The 13,806-nt window shown below is 60.2% G+C and carries 12 protein-coding genes; 5 read left to right on the top strand and 7 right to left on the bottom strand.

The window, feature by feature from the left end; translation table 11 throughout:
• The first annotated feature begins 55 nt into the window (after positions 1–55).
• Complete coding sequence (locus ACSQ3F_RS06600; protein WP_436099483.1) at positions 56–754, top strand: DUF1013 domain-containing protein; 699 nt, start codon at positions 56–58, stop codon at positions 752–754.
• A gap of 75 nt (positions 755–829) precedes the next feature.
• Here ACSQ3F_RS06600 and ACSQ3F_RS06595 read toward each other — a convergent pair whose 3' ends face one another.
• Positions 830–1,216, bottom strand: a complete 387-nt coding sequence (locus ACSQ3F_RS06595) for an ectoine synthase (RefSeq protein ID WP_436099482.1) — start codon at positions 1,214–1,216, stop codon at positions 830–832.
• Positions 1,217–1,353: 137 nt separating this feature from the next.
• Between ACSQ3F_RS06595 and ACSQ3F_RS06590 the strand changes: the two genes are divergently transcribed.
• Complete coding sequence (locus ACSQ3F_RS06590; protein ID WP_436099481.1) at positions 1,354–2,235, top strand: LysR substrate-binding domain-containing protein; 882 nt, start codon at positions 1,354–1,356, stop codon at positions 2,233–2,235.
• A 93-nt stretch (positions 2,236–2,328) separates the two neighbouring features.
• Here ACSQ3F_RS06590 and ACSQ3F_RS06585 read toward each other — a convergent pair whose 3' ends face one another.
• Both ACSQ3F_RS06585 and ACSQ3F_RS06580 read right to left on the bottom strand, forming a co-directional pair.
• Positions 2,329–4,242: an AMP-binding protein gene (locus ACSQ3F_RS06585; protein WP_436099480.1), complete on the bottom strand. Its 1,914-nt coding sequence runs from the start codon at positions 4,240–4,242 to the stop codon at positions 2,329–2,331.
• Between the two features lie 97 nt (positions 4,243–4,339).
• On the bottom strand, positions 4,340–4,999 hold the full coding sequence (locus ACSQ3F_RS06580) for a YggS family pyridoxal phosphate-dependent enzyme (RefSeq protein ID WP_436099479.1): 660 nt from the start codon (positions 4,997–4,999) through the stop codon (positions 4,340–4,342).
• A gap of 247 nt (positions 5,000–5,246) precedes the next feature.
• Here ACSQ3F_RS06580 and leuS point away from each other — a divergent pair, with 247 nt between their 5' ends.
• From leuS to holA, 3 genes are read left to right on the top strand one after another with little or no spacing between them, the layout of a single operon-like run.
• Positions 5,247–7,874, top strand: a complete 2,628-nt coding sequence (leuS, locus tag ACSQ3F_RS06575) for a leucine--tRNA ligase (protein WP_436099478.1) — start codon at positions 5,247–5,249, stop codon at positions 7,872–7,874.
• Complete coding sequence (lptE, locus tag ACSQ3F_RS06570; protein WP_436099477.1) at positions 7,861–8,379, top strand: LPS assembly lipoprotein LptE; 519 nt, start codon at positions 7,861–7,863, stop codon at positions 8,377–8,379. Before leuS ends, lptE begins: the two co-directional genes overlap by 14 nt.
• Before the next feature lie 13 nt (positions 8,380–8,392).
• The gene (gene holA, locus ACSQ3F_RS06565; protein ID WP_436099476.1) at positions 8,393–9,427 is read left to right on the top strand and encodes a DNA polymerase III subunit delta; all 1,035 of its coding nucleotides are present in this window, start codon (positions 8,393–8,395) and stop codon (positions 9,425–9,427) included.
• Positions 9,428–9,486: 59 nt separating this feature from the next.
• Here holA and ACSQ3F_RS06560 read toward each other — a convergent pair whose 3' ends face one another.
• The 4 genes from ACSQ3F_RS06560 to mnmG are packed head-to-tail and all read right to left on the bottom strand — an operon-like array spanning position 9,487 to position 13,744.
• The gene (locus tag ACSQ3F_RS06560) at positions 9,487–10,374 is read right to left on the bottom strand and encodes a ParB/RepB/Spo0J family partition protein (RefSeq protein WP_436102063.1); all 888 of its coding nucleotides are present in this window, start codon (positions 10,372–10,374) and stop codon (positions 9,487–9,489) included.
• Positions 10,375–10,418: 44 nt separating this feature from the next.
• Positions 10,419–11,213, bottom strand: a complete 795-nt coding sequence (locus tag ACSQ3F_RS06555) for a ParA family protein (protein ID WP_436099475.1) — start codon at positions 11,211–11,213, stop codon at positions 10,419–10,421.
• 15 nt (positions 11,214–11,228) lie between these two features.
• On the bottom strand, positions 11,229–11,867 hold the full coding sequence (rsmG, locus tag ACSQ3F_RS06550) for a 16S rRNA (guanine(527)-N(7))-methyltransferase RsmG (protein WP_436099474.1): 639 nt from the start codon (positions 11,865–11,867) through the stop codon (positions 11,229–11,231).
• Positions 11,864–13,744: a tRNA uridine-5-carboxymethylaminomethyl(34) synthesis enzyme MnmG gene (gene mnmG / locus ACSQ3F_RS06545; RefSeq protein WP_436102062.1), complete on the bottom strand. Its 1,881-nt coding sequence runs from the start codon at positions 13,742–13,744 to the stop codon at positions 11,864–11,866. Before mnmG ends, rsmG begins: the two co-directional genes overlap by 4 nt.
• Between the last annotated feature and the right edge of the window lie 62 nt (positions 13,745–13,806).

The raw sequence follows: 13,806 nt of genomic DNA, 5'->3' as shown, positions 1-13,806 counted from the left end.
TGGTTACACCCCACGGCCCGCGACACCGGCGCGGACGGACAGAAGGACTATACCCATGGCTCAACAACTGCTTATGCCCAAAGCGACGGCCGTATGGCTTGTTGACAACACTGCCCTGTCGTTCGAACAGATCGCCCAGTTCTGCAAGCTGCACCCGCTGGAAGTGAAGGCGATCGCGGACGGTGAATCGGCGCAGGGCATCAAGGGCCTCGACCCGATTTCGACCGGCCAGCTGTCGCGCGACGAAATCGCCCGCGCCGAAGGCAACCCGAACCACAAGCTGAAACTTTCCGAACCGAAGGTGCGTGTACCGGACAGCAAGCGCAAGGGCCCGCGCTACACCCCGGTTTCCAAGCGCCAGGACCGCCCGAACGCCATTCTCTGGCTGGTGCGCAACCATCCGGAACTGAAGGACGCCCAGATCTCGCGCCTCGTCGGCACGACCAAGTCGACGATCGAGCAGATTCGCGACCGCACCCACTGGAACTCGACCAACCTGACGGCAATGGACCCAGTCACGCTCGGCCTCTGCACCCAGATCGATCTCGACCTCGAAGTCGAACGCGCCTCGAAGGGCCGCCCGCTGCCAACCGCCGCCGAACTTGGCGCAACGCTGGAAGCATCGAAGGAAACGGAAAAGCTGCCGTTCTCCTATGAGCGCGAAGAAGAGAAGGAAATGGACGCCGACGCCGTTTTCGCCAAGCTCAAGTCGCTCAAATCCGACCGCAAGGACGAAGACGACGACCACTATTGATTGGAACGCATCGTTCCGAACGAAAAACCCGGATCGCCTGATCCGGGTTTTTTATTGCGTGGCTTTGGAAGACAATCAGTAGGCCGAACCTTCGCTCCCATCCAGGCGGTGTCGCTCCGTGCCCTTGAGCGGCGGATTGAAGATGCTGACGAGGATCAGGTCTTCGTCGCGGCCGCCGCGCAGATAATGTTTGTCGTTCTTGTCGAGCACGTAGATATCCCCCGGCGCGATCGGAAAGATATTGCCGGCCATGTCCTCGACCTCTCCGGTGCCGGCAATGCAATAGCAGGCCTCGAGATGGTTTCGATATTCGAGCAACGAGGTGGTGTTGGCGCGGACCACCGTGTGACAGACCGTGAAGCCCATGCCGTCGCGCTCGGTCAAAAGGCGGTGACTGGTGCCGCTTCCCCATTCGACGAAATGCGGAGTTTTCTCGATCTGCTTCAGATTGCGGACGAACATGCTTCTGCCTTCCTAAACAAAATTTGACGATGAGACCTGATGGGGGTTCGATATCCTTCTCTGATGTCCTGTATCGCTTGCATTTTCTCTCACGACAAATGATGCTTTCTCGTCGTTTCTGTGAGGAAAACTTGACTATGATGCCTTCGCTCAGCGCACTGCGCGTCTTCGAGGCCGCCGCGCGGCTCAACAGCTTTTCCCGCGCCGCCGACGAGCTGCATGTCACCCATGCTGCGGTCAGCCATCAGATCCGCCTGCTGGAAGACTGGTTCGGCCGGCCGCTTTTCCTACGGGAAAAGCGCACCGTCCGGCTCGTGCCCGACGCGACAGTTCTGGCACAGACGCTCTCGGTATCACTGGCGCGAATAGAAGCGGAAACACGCGCCTTCCGCATGAAGGCGACGGGCGAGCTTACCGTCGCCTGCATCGCCTCGATCGCCACGCGCTGGCTCATCCCGGCGCTTCCGGAATTCCTCAGCGCCAATCCAGACATCAACCTGCGCGTCGTCTATGCAATGGGCGAGCAACGGTTTCGTGAAGGGGATTGCGACGTCCTGATCACGCTGGGCGAAGACCGGAGCGAGACGCGAGAAAGCACCTGGCTGTTCTCCCGCGCCAACCGGCCCGTTGTCAGCCCGGCCTATCTCGCGCAGCGGGGCATGCCCGACACTGCCGAGGCGATCGCCGCCGCCGATCTCCTGCATGACGAGACGCCGGATCGCTGGCTGAACTGGTGCAGGACGGCAGGATTGCATCCGGACGGTCCGTTGCGCGGCCCGGTGTTCCAGGACTTCAATCTGCTGGCCACAGCCGTGATCGCCGGACACGGCATTGCGCTCTGCCCGACGGAGGTATTTCGCCGTGAACTCGACAATGGCGATCTCGTCATTCTCTCCGATATCGAGACCTTGACGGACGAAAGCTATTTTCTGGTCACCGCGAGGCCGGCCAGCGCCGCCGCCGTCAAATTCCGGGACTGGTTTTGCGGTCTTGCCGGACGTTTCCGCGAATCCGGCTAACCACCTACAGCGCCGCGCGTCTTTTTAAGACGCGCTAAGGGCGCTGTAACACTTTGATCTGCTGCATAATTTTGTCCTTAAATCGATTACGATTTAAGGAATTATGCAGTAGCCGCGTGACTTCAGCGCCGCCGAAATCTCTTCCAGCACGGCCGGGTCGTCGATCGTCGCCGGCATCTTCCAGCTTTCGCTATCGGCGATCTTCTGCATCGTGCCACGCAGGATTTTTCCCGAGCGGGTTTTCGGAAGGCGTTTGACGCAGATTGCCGTCTTGAACGCAGCGACGGGGCCGAGACGTTCCCGCACGAGGGCAACGACTTCCCTCTCGATTTCGGCTGTTTCACGGGAAACATTGGCGTTGATGACGAGGAAGCCGGCCGGGATCTGGCCCTTGATCGCATCGGCGACGCCGATCACCGCGCATTCGGCGACATCCGTGTGGCTGGCGCAGATCTCTTCCATCGACCCCGTGGACAGGCGGTGGCCGGCCACATTGATGATATCGTCGGTGCGCGACATGATGAAGATGTAGCCGTCGTCATCGATATAGCCGGCATCCGCCGTGCGGTAGTACCCCGGGAATTCGGATAGGCAGTTCTCGCGAAAACGCTCGTCCGCATTCCAGAACGTCGACAGGCAGCCAGGAGGCAACGGCAGCTTGATCACGACATTGCCGAGGGTTCCGACGCTGACCGAATGTCCGGCGTCGTCCAGGATCTGGACGTGATAACCGGGCAGGGGCACCGCCGCGGACCCATATTTGACCGGCAGGAGACCGAGGCCGATCGGATTTCCGGCCACCGGCCAACCGGTTTCCGTCTGCCACCAATTGTCGATGACGGGGACCCTGAGCTTCGCCTCCGCCCAGGCAACGGTATCCGGATCGGCGCGCTCGCCGGCAAGAAAGAGGGCTTGCAGGGATGAAATATCATGCCGGCGGATCAGTTCTCCCTGCGGGTCCTCCTTGCGGATGGCACGGAAAGCCGTCGGCGCGGTGAACAGCCTGGTGACACCGTGCCGTTCGATGACCCGCCAGTAAGCGCCCGCATCGGGCGTGCCCACGGGCTTGCCTTCGTAGAGCACGGACGTGCTGCCGTTGAGGAGCGGTCCATAGACGATATAGGAATGGCCGACGACCCAGCCGATATCGGACGCAGCCCAGAAAACTTCGCCCGGCTTCAGGCCGAAGAAATACTGCATCGACCAGCGGAGCGCGACCATATGGCCGCCATTGTCGCGCACCACGCCCTTGGGCTGCCCGGTCGTTCCGGAGGTGTAGAGAATATAGAGCGGATCGGTCGCGAGAACCGGCGTGCAGGCCACATCGTTTCCACTCCGCTTCGCCTCGCCGACCGCGGATGCGAAATCGATATCCCGATCCGGATTGAGCTCTGCCTGGAGTTCCTTCCGCTGGTAGACGAGGCAGCGATCCGGTTTGTGCGCGCTGATATCGATCGCGGCGTCGAGGAGAGGTTTGTAGGCAATGGCGCGGCCGCCTTCGATGCCGCAACTGGCGGAAACAATCAGCTTTGCCGCACTATCGCTAATGCGCGTGGCAAGCTCGTTTGCCGCGAAACCGCCGAAGACGACGGAGTGCACGGCACCAATGCGCGCGGCTGCCAACATGGCAAACGCCGCCTGCGGAATCATCGGCATATAAATGATGATCCGGTCACCCTTTTCTACGCCGAGGTCACGATAGACAGCCGCAAGCGCAACGACCTCCTCGAGTATGGCTCCATAGGTCCAATGTTCGACCGTACCGGTAACGGGACTATCGTAGATCAAGGCCGGCTGATCAGCGCGGCCCGATGCGACCTGGCGATCCAGACAGTTGAAGCAGGTATTCGTTTCGCCGCCGGTAAACCAATGGCCGTAAACGCCCCGGTCGGGATCGAAACCGCGCTCCGGCCACCGGAGCCAGTCGATATCCTCTGCTGCCCTGGCCCAGAATGATTCCGGATCCTGCTTCCATGCGTCGTACACGTCGGAATAGCTGCTCGCCATATCCGTCTCCTCCACTCCCAAACCGGGATCAACCGGCCTCCAGGATGAAACATTAAGAGATTGCGGAAGCGGCGAGAAGCCAGACGAAAGCGCTAGATCAACGGGTGCCGAAGATCGCGGAGCCGACGCGCACGCTGGTCGCGCCGAACTGGACGGCCACATCGAAATCGCCGGACATGCCCATGGACAGCTTTTTGAGCCCACAGCGCGCGGCAAGTTTGGCCAGCAGCGCGAAATGCGGCCCGGGATTCTCATCCGCCGGCGGAATGCACATCAGGCCGTCGATCGGAATGCCGATCGTTTCACGGCAAAGCGTGACGAAGGCAACGGTATCATCCGGCGCAATGCCGGCTTTTTGCGGCTCCAAGCCGGTGTTGACCTGGACATAGAGACGAACCGGCTTGCTTTGGCGGGCGATCTCGGCCGCGACGGCTCTTGCGATCTTCTCGCGGTCAATGGTTTCGATGACGTCGAAGAGGGCAACGGCGTCCGCGGCCTTGTTGGACTGCAGCGGGCCGATCAGATGGAGTTGGATGCCGGGGGTCTCCGCGCGAAGCTCCGGCCATTTGCCCTGCGCTTCCTGCACCCGGTTTTCGCCAAAGACCCGCTGTCCGGCCTCAATCACCGGGCGGATCGCCTCAGCGTCGAACGTCTTCGAAACGGCAACCAGGGAGACGGAGCCGGCAAGCCGATTGGCGCTAAGCTCTGCGTCGCGAATCCGGCTCAGGACATCGTTCAACCGTTCTTCCACGCTCATCACCACCGTCTCCACCAAAATTCTTCTAACGCGCCGGTCTTCCGTGCTTCGGGAAGACAGTCTTTTGGCGCAATAGTCAAACATGGCGCAGATGCCAAGCCGTTATCGCCGGCGCATGGCCGAATGGCCCAAAGTTTTGCCCGCAAAGCCTTCCAAAACTTGACGCTACGCTTGTTTCATGGTGAAGGTCACGCCAAATATCGGAGGGGATGATTTCCCCTCGCCCAATTTCCGGAACATCGATCATATGGCTACCGAACGTTACAATCCGCGCGATGCTGAACCCCGCTGGCAACAGGAATGGGACCAGAAAGACGTCTTCACCACCAACAACGACGATCCGCGCGAAAAATATTACGTGCTCGAGATGTTTCCCTATCCGTCGGGCCGCATCCATATGGGCCATGTGCGCAACTATGCGATGGGCGACGTCGTTGCCCGCTACAAGCGCGCCCGTGGGTACAACGTGCTGCATCCGATGGGCTGGGACGCCTTCGGCATGCCGGCCGAAAACGCGGCGATGGAACGCGGCGTGCACCCGGCGTCCTGGACCTATCAGAACATCGCTTCGATGAAGGCGCAGCTGAAGGTCATGGGCCTGTCGCTCGACTGGTCGCGTGAGTTCGCCACCTGCGATGTCGATTATTACCAGCGACAACAACACCTGTTCCTGGATTTCCTGGAAAAAGGTCTCGTCTACCGCAAGCAATCGAAGGTCAATTGGGATCCGGTCGACAACACTGTTCTCGCCAACGAGCAGGTCATCGACGGCCGCGGCTGGCGCTCCGGCGCGCTGGTGGAGCAACGCGAACTGACGCAGTGGTTCTTCCGCATCACCGATTTCAGCCAGGATCTGCTTGATTCGCTGGACACGCTCGACCAGTGGCCGGAGAAGGTTCGGCTGATGCAGAAGAACTGGATCGGCCGTTCCGAAGGCTTGACGATCCGCTGGGAAATTGTTCCAGGTACAGGCGCTGACGCATCTGAGGTGACGGTCTACACGACGCGGCCGGACACGCTGTTTGGCGCCTCCTTCCTGGCAATTGCCGCCGATCACCCGCTGGCCCAGCAGGCCGCTGCCGCGAACGCCGAGATCGCGGCTTTCTGCGACGAATGCCGCCGCGCGGGCACGTCGCTGGCCGCGCTTGAAACGGCTGAGAAGAAGGGCATGGACACCGGCATCCGGGTCAAGCATCCGCTTGATCCGAGCTGGGAGCTGCCGGTCTACGTTGCCAATTTCGTCCTGATGGACTACGGCACCGGCGCCATCTTCGGCTGCCCCTCCGGCGACCAGCGCGACCTCGACTTCGCCCGCAAATACGGCCTGCCGGTCGTTGCCGTGGTGATGCCGAAGGATGGCGACGCGGCGAGTTTCACGATTGAAGACGAGGCGTATGGCGGCGACGGCGTGATGATCAATTCGCGCTTCCTCGATGGCCTGTCGATCGAGGAAGCCTTCGAGAAGGTCACCTCGACGCTGGAGAACACGAAGTTCGCTGGCGAACCGCAGGCCGAGCGCAAGGTCAATTTCCGTCTGCGCGACTGGGGTATCTCGCGCCAGCGCTACTGGGGCTGCCCGATCCCGGTCATCCATTGCGACGACTGCGGCGTGCTGCCCGTGCCGAAGGCCGATCTGCCGGTGAAACTGCCTGACGATGTGACCTTCGACAAGCCGGGCAATCCGCTCGACCGCCATCCGACATGGCGCCATGTGGCTTGCCCGCAATGCGGCAAGGATGCGCGGCGCGAAACCGACACGATGGATACCTTCGTCGATTCCTCCTGGTATTTCGCCCGCTTTACCGCGCCGTGGGAGGACAATCCGACTAATCCGGCCGTCGTCGACCGCTGGCTGCCGGTCGACCAGTATATCGGCGGCATCGAGCACGCGATTTTGCATCTGCTTTATTCGCGGTTCTTTACCCGGGCGATGAAGGCGACCGGCCATGCCGGCCTCGACGAGCCGTTCAAGGGCCTCTTTACCCAAGGTATGGTCGTGCACGAGACCTATAGCCGCGGCGAGGGCGCTCAGCGCGAGTGGATCACACCGGCCGAAATCCAGATCGAGGAAGTCGACGGCAAACGCCAGGCAACGTTGATCGAAACCGGCGAACCGATCACCATCGGCTCGATCGAGAAGATGTCGAAATCGAAGAAGAATGTCGTCGATCCCGACGACATCATCGCCTCCTACGGCGCCGACACAGCGCGCTTCTTCGTTCTCTCCGATTCTCCGCCGGATCGCGACGTCATCTGGTCGGAAGCCGGCGTCGAAGGCGCGCACCGCTTCGTGCAGCGCCTGTGGCGGCTGGTCTCGGAAGCATCCGGCGCGCTGAAGGCCATCGAGGCAAAGCCCGCTTCCAGCGGTCCTGCATTGGCGATCTCACAGTTCGCCCACAAGACGCTCAAGGCTGTCCAGGCGGACTATGACAAGCTGGCCTTCAACAAGGCCGTGGCGCGGCTTTATGAACTCGTCAATACCCTCGCAAATCCGCTGACGCAGGTAGCCGAAGGGACCGCCGACGCTGAGACGATCGCTGCCGTCAAGGACGCGACCGCGATCCTGATCAGTCTGGTCGCGCCGATGACGCCGCATCTTGCCGAGCAGTGCTGGCAGGAAATCAGTGGTACGGGTCTGGTGGCGCAGACAGCGTGGCCGGCCTACAGCGAGGCGCTGGTTGCCGAGAACGATGTGACGATGCCGGTCCAGATCAACGGCAAGAAGCGCGGCGATTTGACAATTGCGCGCGACGCAGATCAGACTGCGATCGAGAGCGCCGTGCTCGCCCTCGATCCCGTCAAGGCCGCGCTGAATGGCCAAAGCCCGAAGAAAATCATCGTCGTGCCCCAGAGGATTGTGAATGTCGTTGTCTGAAAAAGCTCAAAGATACACGCAACTTCTGGCAATTGGCACCATCGTAGCCCTCGCGGGCTGCCAGGTGAAGCCGCTCTATTCGGAGGGACCGCAGGGAAAGCCGGCAAAGGCGCTCGCCTCGATCGAGATTTCCGATGCCGACGACCGCGTCGAGCAGGAAGTCCGCAACGCGCTTGTGTTTCTGACATCGGGTGGTGCCGGTGAGCCGGCCAATCCGGAGTACAGGATGGCGCTCAACGTCACCAGTGAGGTTATGGGTGTGCTGTACGACCAGGAATCCGACACCGCCGGCGCGGGCCGTGTCGTCGTCAGGGCCGACTACAACCTGACGCGCGCAGATAGCGGCGAAACTGTCCGTTCCGGAAATCGCAGTGCCGTCGCACCCGTCGACTTCCCCGAACAGGAATTCGCCAAGGTTCGCGCCACGCGCGACGCGGAAAAGCGCGCGGCCAAGGAACTGGCCGAAATCATCCGGGCGGACATAGCGGCGGCGCTCGGCCGCTGAGCAGGGTGGCGGCATGACCGAAATCAAGTCGCATGAGTTCGATGGGTTTCTCCAGCGGCCGCTCAAGGACAACAGGCTCTATCTCGTCTACGGACCGGATCGCGGCCTTGTTTCCGAACGTGCCGGCCAGATCGCAGCAAAGAGCGGCGTGGCGCTCGACGACCCGTTCTCCCTGATCAAGCTCGACGGCTCCGACCTGCAGCAAAGCCCTGGCCGCTTGCTGGACGAGGTCAATACGATCGGTCTTTTCGGCGGCGAAAAACTCGTCTGGATCCGTGCGTCGGGCACTGAAAAAACGCTTGTCGACAGTTTCTCCGCATTGGCGCAGCAGCCCCCCGGCGGCAGTTATGTGATCATCGAGGCTGGCGACCTCAAAAAGGGGACTGGCGTCCGAAAGATCGGCGAAACCGCTCGTTCGGTCATCTCCGTTGCCTGTTACAGCGATGACGCGCGCGCATTGAATAGCCTGATCGACCAGGAACTTGGCCAGGAAGGCCTGCGGATTACGCCCGCCGCGCGGGAGCGGCTGAACGAGGCGCTGGGCGGCGATCGCATTGCCTCCCGCAACGAGATCCGCAAGCTGGCACTCTACTGCCGCGGCTTGGGCACGATCGAGGAGGACCACGTGTCCGAGATCGTGGGCGACGCCAGCGGCATTTCGGTCGATGATGCGATCGATGCGGTCCTCAAGGGCGACGTCGACGGTCTCCAGCATGCCATTCGCAAGATAACGGCCTCCAGGACAGCAATCTTCCTCGTCCTGCAGGCCTGCCTGAGGCAGTTTCAGCTTCTCGACCTGATGCGGGCGGAGATGGACGACAAGCGCCAGCAGCCCGCCCAGGTTGTCGCGACGCTGGGCCGTCACATCCATTTCCGCCGCAAGCCGCTCATCGAGGAAGCGCTGAAGACCTGGACTTTACCCGCGATCCGGCGGGAACTCGGCCGCCTGCAAACGGCGATTTTCCAGAGCCGCGCCCGGCAAAGCCTGGAAGAAAGCATCGCCATGCAGACACTGTTGGCCATCACCTTGCAGTCGGCGCGGCGATAGTTTTCTTATCAGGTTGATATATAATCTGAATTTCTAAGCGTTTCGTATCCGAAATGATACTACCGCCGCTCGAGCAGCCGGCAGATTTCTTCAAGCTGATCGAGCGTTTTATAGGAAATGCGCAACTGGCCGCCGGTTGCTTTGTGATTGACGGTCACGTCGAGCCCAAGGCTATCGGAGAGCGTTCTCTCCAGCGCCAGGGTGTCGGCGTCCTTTTCCTCCTTATGCGAAGGCTTGCCATAGTTGGGGTCGTTCTGGGCGCGGATATCGTTCTGCGCCAGGCGTTCCGCATCGCGCACGGACATGCCTTTCGCTACAATCGAACGCGCCAAGCCGACCGGGTCGGACGTCGGGATGAGGGCCCGAGCGTGGCCGGCCGAAAGGGTGCCGGAAGACAGCATATCGCGGACAGGTTCCGGCAGCTTCAGCAAACGAAGACTGTTGGCGACATGGCTACGGCTCTTGCCGATGATTTCGCCAAGATCATTCTGGGTATAACCGTGCTCGGCGATCAGCTGGTCGTAGCCGAGCGCCTCTTCCAGAGGATTGAGATCCGATCGCTGAACGTTTTCGACAATCGCGATCTCGAGCGCCGTCCGGTCATCCACGTCGCGGACGATCACCGGGATATCGGTAAAGCCGGCAAGCTGGGCCGCGCGCCAGCGGCGTTCGCCAGCAATAATTTCATAGCGTTCATCGGCAATCGTGCGCACGACGACCGGCTGGACGATGCCATGCTGGCGGATCGAGCTCGCCAGATCCTGCAGTTCCGCCTCATCGAAGGAGCGGCGCGGGTTGCGCGGGTTACGGGCGACAAATTCGATCGGAATACGCCGGTCGGCATTGACGGGTGCAGCTGGACCAGTGACCTGCAGAGGCTGGTCCATTTCGCCAATCAAGGCCGCAAGACCGCGGCCAAGTCTTCTTCTCGAACTGTCGTCATTCATCGTTTGCACTCACACTTATCGTTACGATGTCGAATCGATCGCTGTCAGGCGGCCTTCCGCTGCCTTTCGCGCTGAATCACTTCGGATGCCAATTGGAGGTAAGCTTGGCTGCCGGCGCATTTCAGGTCGTAAAGGATCGCCGGTTTACCATAGGACGGAGCCTCGGAAACCCGAACATTGCGCGGGATCAGCGTATGATAGACCTTCTCACCCAAATGGGTGCGCACATCGTTGACGACCTGCTGGGCCAAATTGTTGCGGGAATCAAACATCGTCAACACGATGCCCTGGATGTCGAGCGCCGGATTGACGGACCGGCGAACCTGATCGACGGTTTCCAGGAGCTGGCTCAATCCCTCGAGCGCGAAAAACTCGCATTGGAGCGGCACCAGCACCGAATGAGCTGCCGCCATTGCATTCATCGTCAGAAGGTTGAACGACGGGGGGCAGTCGACGAGAACATAGGAATATGCAAGCGCTTCGGGCGATGCGAGCGCCTTGCGGAGCCGGAAGACCCGGTCGCTCTCGCGCGAAATCTCCATCTCGACGCCAAGCAAGTCCATCGTGGAAGGGATGATAAACAGGTTGGGAACGACGGTCTCCTGCACGATCTCATCGATCCCATGCGAACCGATCATCAGTTCGTAGGATGAAAGCTTGCGGTCGCGTCGCTGAATACCCAAGCCTGTGCTGGCATTGCCTTGCGGGTCGAGATCGACAATCAGAACCTTTTCGCCAATCGCTGCCAAAGCCGTCGCGAGATTGATGGCAGTTGTGGTTTTGCCAACACCGCCCTTCTGATTGGCGATGGTGATGATCCGGTTCTTTTCGCCTGTCATGCCCACAGTCCGCCGTTATTGATTTTTCCGCGAAAGATTTGCGATTTCGAGTACCACAGAATCCGGTTCGACAACGCTTCTGTGTTTTACCAGATCAAATTGAAAGCGGCCAACGGCTTTGTCGACTTCCTGCTGATAATCCCGGCCTTTGTGGAAGAATGCATGCGGTTTTCTGTCGGTCATCATCCATGGCGTACAATAATCCAGCAACTGAGGCAGATCCGCGAGCGCCCTGGCAGAGATAGCATCGCATTCCGGGATAACCTTGGCGGCGTCCGCGATGCGAATCGGATGCACGGAACCGCGCGCACCGGTCTCATGCAACGCAACACGAAGAAAAGCCGCCTTCTTATTGTTGCTTTCAACCAAGTGAACCCATCCGTCTCCCAGTTCCGCGAGAAAGATCGCCGTGATGATGCCGGGGAATCCACCGCCGCTACCGAGGTCTACCCATCGTTTCGGACCCGGAAATAGCTGAAAGATTTGCGCGCTGTCCGCGATGTGGCGTTGCCAGAAATCGGACAGGGTCGACGGTGCGACCAGGTTAATTGACTTTGCCCATTTCTGGAAAAGCACCGAAAAATTCTCAAGTTTCTCGGACGTTTCACGTGAAACACGCAATCCGTTCAGGTCACGGGAAGGACTCGCAGTCATTGAATCGCCTGCCTGGAATATGCAACTGACGCCGGTTCACTCTTGCGAATATGCGCAAGAATCAGGGAGATGGCAGATGGTGTGATGCCGTCGACCTTCATCGCTTGGGCAAGATTGCGCGGCATTGCCGCGATGAGTTTCTGCTTCAACTCGTTGGAAAGACCCGATAGCGACTGAAAATCAAATTCCTCCGGAATAACCCGGCTTTCTTCCCGTTGAACACCGGCGATATCCGCGGCTTGACGATCCATATAAACCGCGTAGGTCGCGTCGATCTCAAGCGCTTCAGCCAGCTTGGGATCGAGCTCGGCAAGTTCCGGCCATACCGCGCTGAGTGACTGGACGCTATGTTCAGCATAGGACAGGAGTTCAAACGCGGAACGGCGCTGACCGTCGAGATTGAGCTTGAGACCGTGAGCGCGACCTTCGGTCGGCGTCACAGTCAGAGACTGCAGCATCTGACGGCTGGACTCGAACGCCGCAAGCCAGGCTTCGAACTTCGCCGCGCGTTCCGTCGAAACGCAGCCAAGGGATATCGCTTCGGGTGTCAGTCGGACATCGGCGTTGTCGGCTCGCAAGGACAACCTGTACTCCGCGCGAGACGTAAACATACGATAGGGCTCGGCGACACCCCGCGACGTGAGGTCGTCGATCATCACGCCAATATAGGAGTTCGTCCGGCTGAATTGATAGGCGGCGCTTCCGCCGCAGAGGAGCGCGGCGTTAAGTCCGGCCACCAGCCCTTGAGCACCGGCTTCTTCATAGCCGGTCGTGCCATTGATCTGGCCCGCCAGGAACAGGCCGGGGATCTTCCTCACTTCCAGCGAAGCCGAGAGCTCACGGGGATCGACGTGGTCATATTCGATCGCATAGCCCGCCTGCAGGATTGAGACCCGCTCCAAACCGGGAATGGTGCGAATGAAAGCGTCCTGAACATCTTCGGGCAGCGAAGTCGAAATGCCATTGGGATAAACGGTATCGTCATCCAGGCCTTCGGGCTCCAGGAAAATCTGATGGCCGTCGCGTTCGCCGAACTTGACGATCTTGTCTTCGATCGATGGGCAATAGCGCGGTCCGACGCCTTCAATCTGGCCGGAATACATCGCGGATTTATTGAGGTTATCGGCGATGATCTGATGCGTTGCCGCCGTGGTTCGCGTGACGCCGCAATCGATCTGTCGATTGGCAATCCGGTCGGTCATAAACGAGAACGGCACGGGGTCCTCGTCCGCGCTTTGACTACCGATGGACTGCCAATCAATCGTCTTTCCGTCCAACCGTGCCGGCGTACCAGTCTTCAAGCGGCCGAGTCGCAGACCGAAGCCTTCAAGCGTGGCGGACAGGCCCACAGAAGGCGCCTCTCCAACGCGACCGGCGGGAATTTTCCGGTTGCCGATATGGATGAGGCCCCGCAGGAACGTTCCTGTCGTCAAAACCGCCGCGCCACAACTCAGCAAACGTCCGACGGCGAGAACAACGCCGCTTACCCGGCCGTCCTGGAGCCGGAGATCAAAGGCGTCGCCCTCGATGACATCTAGGTTGATGGATCGGATCTCAGCCTGCATTGCGAGCCGGTAGAGTTTTCGATCAGCTTGCGTGCGCGGGCCACGAACGGCAGGGCCTTTACGGCGATTGAGTAGACGGAACTGTATGCCAGCAGCGTCAGCGACCCGGCCCATTAGCCCATCCATCGCATCGATCTCGCGGACAAGGTGGCCCTTGCCCAGGCCACCAATCGCGGGATTGCACGACATCACCCCGATCGTGTCCCGCTTGTGGGTGACAAGTGCGGTTCGCGCGCCCAAACGAACAGCAGCACTTGCGGCTTCGCAGCCCGCATGGCCGCCGCCAATGACAATGACATCGTAATCAATCATACCAACCGTCTCCATCACGGTATCAAATCGGGCCCGAATCGTTTCACGTGAAACATCCAGAG

Origin of the sequence: Pararhizobium sp. LjRoot238 (assembly GCF_964252955.1) — a bacterium.
Taxonomy (GTDB): domain Bacteria; phylum Pseudomonadota; class Alphaproteobacteria; order Rhizobiales; family Rhizobiaceae; genus Pararhizobium.
This window is presented reverse-complemented; position numbering and strand designations above follow the sequence as displayed.

Coding starts and splice junctions, on each gene's coding strand:
- ACSQ3F_RS06600 (WP_436099483.1), top strand. CDS start 56: ATGGCTCAACAACTGCTTATGCCCAAAGCGACGGCCGTATGGCTTGTT.
- ACSQ3F_RS06595 (WP_436099482.1), bottom strand. CDS start 1,216: ATGTTCGTCCGCAATCTGAAGCAGATCGAGAAAACTCCGCATTTCGTC.
- ACSQ3F_RS06590 (WP_436099481.1), top strand. CDS start 1,354: ATGATGCCTTCGCTCAGCGCACTGCGCGTCTTCGAGGCCGCCGCGCGG.
- ACSQ3F_RS06585 (WP_436099480.1), bottom strand. CDS start 4,242: ATGGCGAGCAGCTATTCCGACGTGTACGACGCATGGAAGCAGGATCCG.
- ACSQ3F_RS06580 (WP_436099479.1), bottom strand. CDS start 4,999: ATGAGCGTGGAAGAACGGTTGAACGATGTCCTGAGCCGGATTCGCGAC.
- leuS (WP_436099478.1), top strand. CDS start 5,247: ATGGCTACCGAACGTTACAATCCGCGCGATGCTGAACCCCGCTGGCAA.
- lptE (WP_436099477.1), top strand. CDS start 7,861: ATGTCGTTGTCTGAAAAAGCTCAAAGATACACGCAACTTCTGGCAATT.
- holA (WP_436099476.1), top strand. CDS start 8,393: ATGACCGAAATCAAGTCGCATGAGTTCGATGGGTTTCTCCAGCGGCCG.
- ACSQ3F_RS06560 (WP_436102063.1), bottom strand. CDS start 10,374: ATGAATGACGACAGTTCGAGAAGAAGACTTGGCCGCGGTCTTGCGGCC.
- ACSQ3F_RS06555 (WP_436099475.1), bottom strand. CDS start 11,213: ATGACAGGCGAAAAGAACCGGATCATCACCATCGCCAATCAGAAGGGC.
- rsmG (WP_436099474.1), bottom strand. CDS start 11,867: ATGACTGCGAGTCCTTCCCGTGACCTGAACGGATTGCGTGTTTCACGT.
- mnmG (WP_436102062.1), bottom strand. CDS start 13,744: ATGATTGATTACGATGTCATTGTCATTGGCGGCGGCCATGCGGGCTGC.